Annotated in this window: 11 protein-coding genes; all 11 read left to right on the top strand. The window is 39.8% G+C overall.

Going from position 1 to position 13,980, the window contains the following annotated elements:
* Positions 1–7 precede the first annotated feature (7 nt).
* The 11 genes from asd to KHA95_RS05755 all read left to right on the top strand — a co-directional run bounded on the left by asd (position 8) and on the right by KHA95_RS05755 (position 13,973).
* Positions 8–1,063 carry an aspartate-semialdehyde dehydrogenase gene (asd, locus tag KHA95_RS05805; RefSeq protein WP_213136539.1) on the top strand — a complete coding sequence of 352 codons (1,056 nt, stop codon included), beginning with the start codon at positions 8–10 and terminating at the stop codon, positions 1,061–1,063.
* Between the two features lie 28 nt (positions 1,064–1,091).
* On the top strand, positions 1,092–2,336 hold the full coding sequence (gene dapG, locus KHA95_RS05800) for an aspartate kinase (RefSeq protein WP_213136538.1): 1,245 nt from the start codon (positions 1,092–1,094) through the stop codon (positions 2,334–2,336).
* Positions 2,337–2,339: 3 nt separating this feature from the next.
* Positions 2,340–3,218, top strand: a complete 879-nt coding sequence (gene dapA / locus KHA95_RS05795) for a 4-hydroxy-tetrahydrodipicolinate synthase (protein WP_213136537.1) — start codon at positions 2,340–2,342, stop codon at positions 3,216–3,218.
* A gap of 140 nt (positions 3,219–3,358) precedes the next feature.
* Positions 3,359–5,026 (top strand): ribonuclease J, encoded by a 1,668-nt coding sequence (locus KHA95_RS05790; protein ID WP_283248126.1) that lies wholly within the window; start codon positions 3,359–3,361, stop codon positions 5,024–5,026.
* Positions 5,027–5,157: 131 nt separating this feature from the next.
* The gene (locus KHA95_RS05785; RefSeq protein WP_213136535.1) at positions 5,158–6,063 is read left to right on the top strand and encodes an AEC family transporter; all 906 of its coding nucleotides are present in this window, start codon (positions 5,158–5,160) and stop codon (positions 6,061–6,063) included.
* 156 nt (positions 6,064–6,219) lie between these two features.
* Positions 6,220–6,963: a ClpP family protease gene (locus KHA95_RS05780; RefSeq protein WP_213136534.1), complete on the top strand. Its 744-nt coding sequence runs from the start codon at positions 6,220–6,222 to the stop codon at positions 6,961–6,963.
* The gene (locus KHA95_RS05775; RefSeq protein ID WP_213136533.1) at positions 6,960–7,175 is read left to right on the top strand and encodes a YlzJ-like family protein; all 216 of its coding nucleotides are present in this window, start codon (positions 6,960–6,962) and stop codon (positions 7,173–7,175) included. The genes KHA95_RS05780 and KHA95_RS05775 overlap by 4 nt, the downstream gene beginning before the upstream one ends.
* 193 nt (positions 7,176–7,368) lie before the next feature.
* Positions 7,369–9,696, top strand: coding sequence for a DNA translocase FtsK (locus tag KHA95_RS05770; RefSeq protein WP_213136532.1), 2,328 nt, complete (start codon positions 7,369–7,371; stop codon positions 9,694–9,696).
* A gap of 550 nt (positions 9,697–10,246) precedes the next feature.
* Positions 10,247–11,338: a BMP family lipoprotein gene (locus KHA95_RS05765; RefSeq protein ID WP_213136531.1), complete on the top strand. Its 1,092-nt coding sequence runs from the start codon at positions 10,247–10,249 to the stop codon at positions 11,336–11,338.
* 66 nt (positions 11,339–11,404) lie between these two features.
* Entirely contained in the window at positions 11,405–12,940 is a 1,536-nt protein-coding gene (locus KHA95_RS05760; RefSeq protein ID WP_213136530.1) for an ABC transporter ATP-binding protein, read from the top strand.
* Positions 12,933–13,973, top strand: coding sequence for an ABC transporter permease (locus KHA95_RS05755; RefSeq protein WP_213136529.1), 1,041 nt, complete (start codon positions 12,933–12,935; stop codon positions 13,971–13,973). Before KHA95_RS05760 ends, KHA95_RS05755 begins: the two co-directional genes overlap by 8 nt.
* Positions 13,974–13,980: the final 7 nt, after the last annotated feature.

Raw genomic sequence — 13,980 nt, 5'->3', positions numbered from 1 at the left:
ATTAAATATGTCGAAAATAGAAGGCTATCATCTTGCTGTAATGGGAGCGACAGGAGCTGTCGGTCAACAAATTTTAACGATTTTGGAAAAAAGAAATTTTCCAATCCGAAAATTAACATTGCTCTCATCTGCACGTTCAGCAGGTACAGAAATTACATTTAAGGGAGAAACGATCGTCGTTCAGGAAGCAACACCAGAAGCATTTGAAGGGGTCGAAATTGCTCTATTTAGTGCTGGTGGAAGTATCTCTGAGAAATTCGCGCCTGAAGCTGTAAAGCGTGGAGCGATCGTCATTGATAATACAAGCGCATTTAGAATGGATCCTGAAGTACCTTTAGTTGTTCCTGAAGTAAATGAAAAAGCCATTCTTGACCATAAAGGAATCATTGCTAATCCGAACTGTTCAACAATTCAAATGGTTGCAGCATTAGAGCCAATTAGACAATCCTTTGGCTTAAATAAAATTGTCGTTTCCACTTACCAAGCGGTTTCTGGTGCAGGGGCGGCAGCGATCAATGAAATGAAGGAGCAATCAAGCGCGATCTTAAACGATCAACCGTTCCAGCCGGAAATTTTACCAGTAGGAAGCGCGGATCAACATTATCAAATTGCGTTTAATGTGATTCCACAAATTGACCAATTTGCGGATAATGGCTATACATTAGAAGAAATGAAAATGATCAATGAAACGAAAAAAATTATGGAAATGCCTGAATTAAAGGTAGCCGCAACATGTGTGCGTCTCCCAGTAGAGACAGGTCATTCGGAATCGCTATATATTGAAGTCGATCGCGAAGACATTGATGTTGCTCAAATCCAAAACGTTTTAGCAGAAGCGCCTGGAATTACGCTTCAAGATGATCCGAAAAATCAAGTGTATCCAATGCCGGCGATGGCACAGGGCAAAGACGATGTATTTGTCGGAAGAATTAGAAATGACTTAGATGAAAAAAATGGCTTCCATATGTGGATCGTTTCTGATAATTTAATTAAGGGTGCCGCACTTAATACAATCCAAATTGCAGAAAGCTTAGTTAAATTAGGAGTCGTTACTGCAAAGTAGAATCGCTAATGGTAGATGGGGTGTTAAGATGAAAGTAATCGTCCAAAAATTCGGCGGGACATCTGTACAAAGCCAAGAAACCCGCCACCATGCAATAAACCACATAAAAAGGGCGATTGATGAAGGATATAAAGTCGTTGTTGTTGTCTCTGCAATGGGAAGAAAGGGAGACCCTTATGCGACTGATACGTTATTATCGTTAATAGGTGGAGAACATACGCGTTTAAATAAACGAGAGCAAGATATGCTATTATCTTGCGGAGAAATTATTTCATCGGTTGTTTTTGCACAATCGTTAAATGAACAAGGGGTTTGTGCTTCGGCTATGACCGGAGCACAGGCTGGCTTTTTAACGAATGATGACCATACGAACGCGAAAATACTGGAAATGAAATGTTCTCGCTTATTAAACGAACTTGCTTCCAACGATGCGATCGTTGTTGCTGGCTTCCAGGGAGCGGCTAAAAACGGAGATGTGACGACGATTGGAAGAGGTGGAAGTGATACAACAGCAGCCGCTTTAGGAGCGGCATTAAAAGCGGATTCTATCGATATCTTTACGGATGTGAATGGGATGATGACAGCTGATCCGCGGATCGTCAACAATGCAAGGCCGCTTAGCGTCGTGACGTATAACGAAGTTTCGAATATGGCGTATCAAGGAGCAAAAGTGATTCATCCGCGCGCGGTAGAAATTGCGATGCAAGCGAATATACCGATGAGAATTCGCTCGACTTATTCGGATTCACCTGGTACATTGGTTACTTCGAAGGAAAATCAAAATGAAGTAGTGAGCATCCGCGAGCGCCTCGTTACGGGAATCGCCTACGTTCCAAATGTTTCTCAAATTAAAGTAATGGCAAAAGAAGGAGAATACAATCTTCAAACCGAAGTATTTAAAGCGATGGCTACTGAAAATATTAGCGTTGACTTTATTAACATTTCTCCAAACGGTGTTATTTACACAGTTTCAGAAACAGCGTCCGATCGCGCAATAGAAGTGTTGAAAAAACGGGGTTATGAGCCGCAAGTAGAGAAAAATTGTGCAAAGGTTTCGGTTGTAGGAGCGGGGATTTCTGGTGTTCCGGGCGTTACATCCAAGATTGTTACTGCCTTATCTAGTCAAGATATCCGCATATTACAATCCGCCGATAGCCATACGACGATATGGGTTCTCGTGCGCGGAGATGAATTAGTAGGTGCAGTAAATGCTCTTCACGATGTGTTTGGGCTTCAAGAAGAATTGGATATGAAAGATAAGATTGAGGTGTAAATAATGATTGATTTTGGCCGTGTGTCAACTGCAATGGTAACTCCATTTGATAATAAAGGTAATATTGATTTCTCAAAGACGACAAAATTAGTCGATTATTTAATCGATAATGGAACGGATTCACTCGTTGTTGCTGGAACAACTGGAGAATCGCCGACGCTTTCTACGGAAGAAAAAGTTGCTTTATTTAAGCATGTCGTCAAAGTGGTGAATGGTCGAGTGCCTATCATTGCAGGAACAGGAAGTAATAATACGTATGCATCAATTGAATTAACAAAGCAAGCGGAAGAAATGGGTGTCGATGCGATCATGCTCGTCGCACCATATTATAATCGACCGAATCAAGCGGGATTATATAAACATTTTTCTACCATTGCTAAATCAACAACATTGCCGATTATGGTTTATAATATTCCAGGAAGAGCTTCCGTGAATATTGAAGCACAAACGATGATTGAGCTTTCTAAAATTGATAATATTATCGCGGTAAAAGAAGCGAGTGGCGATTTAAATGCAATGGCGCAAATCATCGCAGAAACTGCCGATGATTTTAAGCTTTATAGTGGGGATGACGGATTAGCATTACCTGTTATGGCGATTGGCGGTGATGGAGTCGTTTCAGTTGCTAGCCATGTGATTGGTCCTGAATTACAAGAGATGATTCGCCATTTCCTGCAAGGAAATCATGAGCAAGCAAGCAGCATTCATCGCAAAATATTGCCGCTTATTAAAGGATTGTTTGAAGCACCAAACCCAACACCTGTAAAAACAGCATTGCAATTAAACGGTTTAGATGTTGGCAGTGTGAGATTGCCGCTCGTACCTTTAACCGAACAAGAAAGATCTAAATTATCTGCCTTGCTTCAAACGGTGAAATCTTAATAATGGACAAAATGAAAAGCTGATTCCCCCAGTTGGAATCAGCTTTTCACTTATATAAAGGTTGAACAGCGATTTCATATTCTAGTATAATGAACCTAACTGATGAAGATCGGGAATACCACATGGGAGGAAGAGAAATTTTGACAAAGATAAAAAATGAAATAATTAAAATTATTCCACTTGGAGGTGTGGGGGAAACCGGGAAAAATATGTACGTCATCGAAGTTGATTCGGAAATTTTTATTATCGATGCAGGCCTGATGTTTCCCGAAAATGAAATGCTTGGCATTGACATCGTTATCCCCGACGTTTCTTGGTTGGAAGAGCAACAGGAGCGAATTAAAGGGATCTTTTTAACGCATGGTCATGAGGATGCGATTGGTGCCCTTCCATATGTACTTCAAAAAATTAAGGCGCCAGTATATGGATCTAAATTAACAATTGCGCTGGCAAGGGAAAAAATGAAGGAATATGGGTTAAAGACAGATGTTAAATTTCAAACGATTCGTTCGAATTCGAAATTAAGATTTGATACTGTCACCGTTTCGTTTTTCCATACAACACATAGTATTCCAGATTCACTTGGCGTATGTATTCATACATCAGAAGGTAGAATCGTTCATACTGGAGATTTTAAATTCGACCAAGCTGCAACAGGTTTCTATCGGTCTGATATTGGGAAAATGGCGAGCATTGGTGATGGAGGAGTGCTTTGTCTATTATCTGATAGTACAGAAGCTGAACATCTTGGGTTTACAACATCTGAATCGGTTATTGCACGTGAAATATCGGCCGATTTTCGTGCTGCTCAAGGAAGACTAATCGTGGCATGTTATGCATCCAATTTTATTCGCATTCAACAAACACTTGATGCAGCTGCAGAAAACGGAAGAAAAGTAGCGCTCGTCGGTAAGAGCATTGAACGTAGCTTAGATATTGCCTTAAGGCTTGGTTACTTACAAGTGGATAAAGAACTAATGATTTCGATTCAAGACATTGGCAAGTATGAAGATAACGAGATTGTCATTATTTGTACGGGAGCAATGGGGGAACCGATTGAAGCATTAAGAAAAATGGCAGAGAAAAATCATAAGCAAGTGACGATAAAAGAGGGAGATACCGTCATTATGACGACAACACCTTCCGCTGCCTTGGAAACTTCGGTTTATAAAACCATTGATCTGCTTTATCGAGCAGGTGCAGAGGTGAGCCCAATCAATCGAAAAGTACATATCTCCGAACATGGAGGTCAAGAAGACTTAAAATTAATGATTAATTTAATGAAGCCGAAGTACTTTATTCCGATTCAAGGAGAATATCGCATGCTTGTTGCCCATGCAAAAGTCGCTTACGAAATCGGTCTTACGGAAGAACAAGTTTTCATCCCAGGCAATGGGGAAGTCATTGAATATAAAAACGGAGAAATGAGCACAGGGAATCGCGTGCAAGCTGGAAATGTATTAATCGATGGAATTGGTGTCGGCGATGTCGGTAATATCGTGCTTAGAGACCGTAAACTATTATCACAAGATGGTATTTTTACCGTTGTAGTGACGTTAGATAAAAAAAGGAAAAGCATTGCCTCTGGTCCCGAAATCATTTCACGTGGATTTGTTTATGTGAGAGAATCCGAGCATTTAATTGATGAGTCGGCTCATATTGTCAAATCAATCGTCGAAGAATCAGTCTCTGGTGATTCTTTTGATTGGTCAAGCATTAAACAGGAAATTCGCGATCGCCTCAATCAATTTTTATACGAAAAAACAAAGAGAAGACCAATGATTTTGCCAATAATTATGGAAGTTTAACCGTCAAGAGCTGTTCCTAATTGTTAAAGGAACAGCTTCTTTAATGAATATGGTTATTTTTCATATGAATTGAATGTGCATGTCTAGCTCCAGTCATCCACTGAGTCTTAAAGATAAGGAGTTTATCATCGATGAATCAAGCATTTTTACATATACTTATCATTATTGCGATTGGATACATTTTAAAACGAATCAACATATTAAAAGAAAAAGATGGAGAAGCCATCGCAAGAGTTATTTTTAATATTACCCTCCCATCATTAATTATCGTTACGTTTCATTCAGCAAAAATTGAATACTCGCTTATCATGCTACCAGCATTCGTCCTTATGTATGGAATCATCTCGATCTTTTTAGGCTACTTTGTTTTTCGTAAAGAGGAACGCGAACTAAAAGGAACATTAATGATGCTTGGTCCAGGCTATAATGTTGGATTATTTGCCTTTCCGCTTGTTCATGCGATCTGGGGATCTGAGGGACTTACTTATTTTGGCATGTTTGATGTTGGGAATGCGATCATTGTTTTTGGAATAGCCTATGTCATCGGCAGTTACTATTCCAAGGATGGATTGACCTTAAAACCAATGGGCATTCTTTTAAAGCTTAGTAAATCGATTCCATTAATGACATATATTATTGTGAGTATATTGAATTTAAGCAGCATTCAATTGCCGGCCGATTTTATTGATGTGGCGACAACGATATCGAAAGCGAATATTCCTTTATCGTTAATATTATTAGGCATCTATTTAAATTTTACATTTGAAAAACAATATATAAAACCTGTGATGAAATTTTTATTGTTCCGCTATGGATTCGGTCTATTATTTGGTATAGCCTTTTATTTTTTAATGCCGGTTGAACCGATGTTTAAGTATACTGTCTTAATTGGTTTATTGCTTCCGGTCGGATTATCAGGTTTGCCGTTCGCTGTTGAATTTAAATATGATACATTACGTTTAGTCGGAATTATTTCCAATGTGACGATTGTCGTTAGTATGATCATTTTATATTTGTTTGCTCAGTTTTTTATTTAACTTGAAGCTGGATTTACTAATCAGTGATCCTGATTTTTTTTTGAGCGAACTTGAAAAAATCTGACGTAATTGATACGAGTGTTTCTCCTGACTTTTGCATGATTCCTCACGATCCGTTCATACTATAATCATTAATGGTTTTCGGAGGAGGTAGTTATGGTTAGTCAGCGCGATGTAGAAGGAGAGCCAAACGAACCGAATGAGGAGAAAGCTTCAGGTATCATTGAAAAAATCCAACAACTTGGTCAAACAAATGTACCTCAGATGCCGGCAGATACAAATATTCACTGTCTTACGATTATCGGACAAGTTGAAGGTCATATGCAGCTTCCCCCGCAAAATAAAACGACGAAATATGAGCATATTATTCCTCAGCTTGTTGCAATTGAGCAAAACCCAAGCATAGAAGGGCTTCTCGTCGTTCTAAATACGGTTGGTGGAGATGTGGAAGCCGGCTTAGCAATTTCAGAAATGATCTCGACCATATCCAAACCGACTGTTTCTATTGTGCTCGGAGGGGGACATTCGATCGGTGTCCCAATTGCCGTGTCTTGTGATTATTCCTACATTGCTGAGACCGCAACAATGACGATTCATCCGATACGGTTAACAGGGCTCGTCATTGGGGTACCACAATCATTCGAATACATGGATAAAATGCAAGAACGGGTCGTAAAATTTGTTACAAAGCACTCGCGAGTGACAGAAAATACATTTAAAGATTTAATGTTTGCCAAAGGGAATTTAACCCGAGATATTGGAACGAATGTCATTGGAGTGGATGCTGTCACATATGGGCTTATTGACGAGGTTGGGGGCTTAGGAAAAGCATTAAAAAAGCTAAATGAAATGATTCAATTCAATAAAGAGCAAAGAAATAATGAGGAGCTGATCCAATGATTCTTCATACGATCGTCCCACTTGAGCTCATTTTTCCAAATGAATCCGATCGATTTGCTGAACAAAAGGCAGTGATGAGAAACGGAATTCCAATGATCGTGGAACAAAATGGCGATATGTATAAAGTAGTCCGTATTATGAGTAGTAACCCGACCGATTTTTTAAGAAATGACCTATCTCCAGGCTCTTATATTCCAATTACCGAAAAATAAACGCTTAAACAAACTAGTAGGTGAAGAAACATTTTTTCTCACCTACTTTTCTCATTTTAATCAAATCGTTACGATTAAAAGGTCCTCAATTTTCTTAATGCGCAACACATTTCTTACGGAAGTCAATATGGTATAATATTCTAAGTGCCTATGCAGCAAAATGGATCTAAATATGAATGATAAAGGTGATAATATGGCTAAGAGAAAAAGAAGAAGAGGCCGTCACTCAAAGCAAACGAATCAAACGCTAAAAATTGAAATTATTGGACTTATATTAATTGCACTAAGCGTTATTGCGATTGTAAGTGGCAATAAGCTATTTTCCTTTGCGATTCCATTTTATTATTTATTCGGTGAATGGTATATGGCTGGAATATTAGGCGTGATCGCTTTAGCAGGCTTTATGATTGTTAAACGCCAATGGCCTAAACTATTAAACCGTCGATTAATTGGAATCTATTTAATTTTTGCTTGTATTCTATTATTAAATCACATAAAATTTGTAGATTTGAAAATAGCTAGCGGTGATATTGAAAGCAATAGCATTTGGAATATTACTCATTCGCAGTTTATCCAAAACTATCAACATCATAAAGTAGGTGAAGCGGTCGCTGATCTTGGCGGTGGCATAACAGGAGCTATTTTGCTTATTTTTACGTATTTTTTGTTCGATTCTTTAGGAGCAAAAATTTTAAGTTTCTTTCTCGTATTAATTGGGCTTATTTTAATTACTGGAAGATCGCTTGGTGATGTACTAATCGTGATCGGGAAAAAAATAGCACCGTTTTTTTCCAAGCAATGGAAAGTGGTTAAACAAGATATAAAAGAATGGAAACAGGAAAGAAAGGAGAAAAACACAGCTCGGAAAAAGGATGAAAAGATCGAGCAAAGTGAACGAGCTTTCATCAAAGAAGATGCGACCAAAGAACCGGAAGAGCCGCTTATTTCAGAGCCAATTATTTCGAGCTTTACTGAAACGGCTTATCCCATCGATGAACCGAAAGTAGAAAAGGTGACCAAAAATACCGAAAAAGAAGAAATCATCGAAGAAGATGAACTTGTTCCGGCAATTACGTTTACTGAATTGGAAAATAAAGATTATCAACTTCCTCCACTCTCCTTGTTAACACGTTCAAAAACAACGGATCAAAGCAGCGAATATAAGATGATTCATGAAAATGCCGCTAAGCTTGAACGCACATTCCATAGCTTTGGTGTAAAGGCAAAAGTTACGCAAGTCCATTTAGGTCCAGCGGTAACAAAATATGAAGTACATCCAGAAGCTGGAGTGAAGGTCAGTCGGATTGTAAGTTTGAGCGATGATATTGCTCTTGCTTTGGCTGCGAAGGGGATTCGGATCGAAGCACCAATTCCTGGAAAATCGGCGATTGGGATCGAAGTGCCGAATTCTGAAATTGCGATTGTCTCGCTTCGAGAAGTGCTTGATTCAAAAGAACATGATAAGCCAGAAGCGAAGTTGCAGATTGGTTTAGGTCGGGATATTACTGGTCAAGCTGTCGTTGCTGAATTGAATAAGATGCCCCATTTATTAGTTGCTGGTGCAACGGGAAGCGGAAAGAGTGTATGTATTAACGGGATCATTACTAGTATATTAATGAGGGCAAAACCACATGAAGTGAAAATGATGATGATCGATCCGAAAATGGTTGAATTAAATGTATATAACGGTGTTCCTCATTTGCTTGCTCCTGTTGTAACAGATCCTAAAAAAGCATCGCAAGCATTGAAAAAAGTCGTCAATGAAATGGAAAGACGTTATGAGTTATTCTCCCATACCGGAACGAGAAATATCGAAGGTTATAATGAATATATGATGCGATTAAATCATGAAAACGATGAAAAACAGCCACTTTTACCATTCATCGTCGTAATTGTTGATGAGTTGGCCGACTTAATGATGGTCGCATCAAATGATGTCGAAGACTCGATTACAAGATTAGCGCAAATGGCACGAGCGGCCGGTATTCATTTAATCATTGCGACACAGCGCCCATCTGTTGATGTCATTACGGGTGTAATCAAAGCGAATATTCCATCAAGAATCGCCTTTGCTGTTTCTTCGCAAATTGATTCACGTACGATCCTTGATACGAGCGGTGCTGAAAAACTATTTGGAAGAGGCGATATGCTCTTCCAACCAGTTGGAGCAACGAAGCCGATTCGCGTACAAGGGGCATTTTTATCTGATCAAGAAGTTGAAGAAGTTGTCGACTTTGTTATTTCCCAACAAAAAGCGCAATATCAAGAAGAGATGATTCCTGATGATGTTCCTGAAGTTACTGGACAAGCAGAGGATGAATTGTTCGATGAAGCGGTTCAGTTAATTGCTGAAATGCAAACCGCATCCGTTTCAATGTTACAACGTCGATTTCGAATTGGCTATACGAGAGCAGCCCGTCTCATTGATGAAATGGAAGCGCGAGGAATTGTTGGCCCATATGAAGGAAGTAAGCCAAGAACAGTACTTGTACCAAAGCAAGCTGAAGAGCATACATCTTAAAGAGGCTGCCCAATAAGTCCTTAAAATGAAGCAGGTGGAGAAAAACAAACTGAAAAAGTCCTCTCATTCAAGGATCTATTCATCCAGTTGATTTCCCTCCCGGCACACGCTTACCGCGGAAAGCGTGTGCCGGAACGGAGAGCAACAGACCGGTGACATCGTTCGAATTTTTCGTTGATGTCATCTTTCTTTATATCTTCAAACATGAAAAAGGGGCTATCACAGAAAGTCAGTTTTCACCTACTTTCTGTGATAGCCCCTTCCAAAAGAAAGGAAAGAATAAATTTTTCGTCGTGTTTCCTTTAAGGATCGTCGACTAGGATCGCCACGTCCTGTGGCAACGCCGATACAATAACATCCTGTTGGCTCAGTTTGTACGCCGCTAAACGAGCGCTTGCGCTTTTTTTTATGAGGAAGGACCTATACTTAATAATTTATTTATCATAAAAAAAGTGTTATAGTATTTTCGATTAGCAGGAATGATATATAGAGATGCATCGCATATCTAATGAATTTTCTGTTAAATCTAATACAATAGGGGGTTCTCTAAGTGAAAAAGCGGACACTTGGTTTCACGCTATCACTCATTTTGGCTGCGGGTACAATTCTTGGAGCGTGTGGGACAAGCGGAAATAAGCAAGGTGGAAAGGACAACGAAAAAGAAGGTGCAAACGAAAATAAGAACTTTACAGTTGCAATGGTGACAGACGAAGGCGGAGTTGATGATAAGTCATTTAACCAATCTGCTTGGGAAGGATTACAGGAGTTCGGTAAAGAACATAATTTGGAAAAAGGAACAGAAGGTTTTAATTACTACGAATCAAAAACAGATGCGGATTATGCAACGAATTTGAATACTGCTGTCAGAAATCATTTCAACGTTATTTATGGAGTCGGCTTTAAATTAACGGATGCGATTTCAAAAATTGCCGATCAACGCAAGGATAATCATTTCGTTATCGTTGATGATGTAATTGAAGGTAAGGACAATGTAGCTAGTCTTACGTTTAAGGAGCATGAAGGATCTTTCCTCGTCGGTGTTGTCGCTGGATTAATGACGAAAACAAATAAAGTCGGTTTTATCGGTGGAATTGAAAGTGATTTGATTAATAAATTTGCTGCTGGGTTTGAAGCAGGGGTAAAAGCGGTAAATAAAGATGCAACGGTGCAAATTGAATTTGCAGGCACATTTACAGATGCAGCAAAAGGAACATCGATGGCGGCTGCGCAATATGGTTCAGGGGTAGATATTATTTATCATGCAGCAGGTGGAGCTGGGCTTGGTGTGTTCACAGAAGCGAAAAACTTAAAGCAAAAAGATCCAAGCAGGGATGTATGGGTCATTGGGGTTGACCGTGATCAGCATCCAGAAGGCGATGTAAAAGTCGGCGATAAAACGGAAAACATTACATTAACATCAATGGTTAAACGTGTCGATGTAGCGGTGAAAGACTTAGCGAATTCCGCCAAAGAAGGAAACTTCCCTGGAGGTGAAAATGTTCAATATGGACTTGAAGAAAACGCGATTAAGATTTCTGATTCTGATGAACATTTAACACAAGAAGTATTAGACGCAGTAAAAGAATACGAGGGAAAAATTAAAAATGGTGAAATTGAAGTCCCAACTACATTAAAGAAATGATAACGATAAGGTCCGGCTTTGTGGTCGGACCTTTGTAAAATGATCAAACGTAAGGAGTGGGCAATGATGGATTACGCAATCGAAATGTTACATATTCGCAAAGAATTCCCAGGGATTGTAGCTAACGATAATGTAACATTGCAGCTAAAAAAAGGTGAAATCCATGCCCTTCTAGGTGAGAATGGGGCAGGGAAATCGACCTTAATGAATGTCTTATTTGGTTTATACCAGCCTGAACGAGGGGAAATAAAAGTAAATGGAAAAAAGGTGACGATTTCTAGCCCAACAATTGCTAATCAGTTAGGGATTGGTATGGTTCACCAGCATTTTATGCTTGTAGACACTTTTACCGTTACGGAAAATATTATTCTTGGTCAGGAGCCAAAGTCAGGTGTGGCCATCAATATAAAGAAGGCAGAAAAAAATGTTCAAGAAATATCGGAGAAATATGGTTTAGAGGTAAATCCCCGAGCGAAAATCGCGGATATTTCTGTCGGAATGCAGCAACGGGTGGAAATTTTAAAAACATTATACCGAGGTGCTGACATTCTCATTTTTGATGAGCCAACAGCTGTATTAACCCCGCAGGAAATTAAAGAGCTGGGGGAAATTATGAAGGCGCTCATTAAGGAAGGGAAATCGATCATCTTAATTACACATAAATTGAAAGAGATTATAGAATTATGCGATCGCGTGACGGTAATGAGAAAAGGACAAGGGATTGGAACGGTGAATGTGGAAGAAACGAATGCAAATGAACTTGCCAATTTAATGGTCGGTAGGGAAGTTGTATTTACGACCGAAAAAACGCCTGCAAAGCCTGAAGGTACCGTTCTAGCCATTGATGATTTAGTCGTTCATGATGCACGCGGTGTATCAGCAGTTCGTGACTTAAATTTACATATTCAGGCAGGTGAAATTGTCGGAATCGCTGGTGTTGATGGAAACGGTCAAAGCGAATTGATTGAAGCGATTACGGGATTACGTAAGAGTGAGAGTGGATCAATCCATTTAAACGGTAATGATATTACAAATATGAAGCCGCGAAAAATCACTGAGTCCGGACTCGGGCATATTCCTCAAGATCGCCATAAACATGGTTTAGTACTTGATTTTCCAATTGGTGAAAACATGGTGCTGCAAACATATTATAAGCAGCCTTTTTCAAAAGCAGGCATCCTGCAATTTAAGGAAATTTATAAGAGAGCGAATGTGCTCATTGAAGAATTCGATGTACGAACTCCGAGTGAATTTACGCCGGCACGTGCCTTATCAGGAGGAAATCAGCAAAAGGCGATTATCGGCAGAGAGGTCGATCGAGATCCTGATCTACTAATTGCTGCGCAGCCGACGAGAGGATTGGATGTTGGTGCGATTGAATTTATTCATAAACGGCTTATCGAACAACGGGATAAAGGCAAGGCCGTCCTGCTGATCTCGTTTGAACTGGATGAAATTATGAATGTAAGTGACAGAATCGCGGTTATTTATGAAGGGCAGATCGTAGCCATCGTCAAACCGGAGGAAACGACGGAGCAAGAACTTGGGTTACTAATGGCTGGGTCGAAGCGCGTGGAAGCGGGGGAAAATGCGCATGTCTAATCGATTTTCAAATTTATTAATTCCGGTCGTCGCCGTCATTCTAGGTTTACTCGTTGGCGCAATCATTATGTTGATTAGCGGATATAATCCAATCGCTGGTTATGCAGCATTATGGAGAGGCGCTTTCGGTGAATCATATTATTTTGGTGAGACATTGCGACAAATGACGCCGTACATATTTGCCGGCTTAGCGGTCGCCTTTGCTTTTCGCACGGGTTTATTCAATATTGGAGTAGAAGGGCAGTTGCTCGTAGGATGGGTTGCATCCGTTTGGGTCGGCTTAGCGTTCGAACTCCCAAAATTTATTCATCTTCCATTAGCCATTCTTGTCGCAGCTGCGGCTGGTGCCATTTGGGGATTTGTCCCAGGCTTCTTAAAGGCAAAGCTTCGTGTACACGAGGTCATTGTGACCATTATGATGAATTACATTGCTTTGCATATGACAAATTATCTTATTCGTTATGTGTTATCAGAGCAGAAAGATTCAACTCCGGCCATTCATGGATCGGCGTCATTATGGTCTCCATTTTTTGAAAACATCACCGATTATTCTACCTTGCATAACGGAATCTATTTAGCTTTTATTGCTGCAATTATTATGTGGTTTATTTTAGAAAAAACGAAAACAGGCTTTGAGTTGCGTTCCGTTGGTTTTAATCAGCATGCTTCTGAGTATGCGGGGATGAGTGTCAATCGAAATATTATTTTGTCCATGGTTATTTCAGGTGCCTTTGCTGGACTAGCTGGCGCGATGGAAGGACTTGGGACATTTGGCAATGCCTTTATTCATTCAGGTTTTTCTGGCGTCGGTTTTGACGGAATTGCTGTCGCCCTTCTCGGTGCAAATACGGCGATCGGCGTTGTGCTAGCTGCATTTTTATTTGGTGCGTTAAAAGTAGGTGCGCTCATGATGCCAGAAGCGAATGTTCCAAAGGAACTTGTTGAAATCGTCATTGCGTTAATTATCTTTTTTGTTGCTTCAAGCTATATGATTAAATGGCTGATTAATCGCTTCAAAAGGGGGGTGAAATAAGTGGATA

The organism is Bacillus sp. FJAT-50079, from assembly GCF_018343515.1.
Classification (GTDB): Bacteria; Bacillota; Bacilli; order Bacillales; family Bacillaceae_C; genus Lederbergia.
This window is presented reverse-complemented; position numbering and strand designations above follow the sequence as displayed.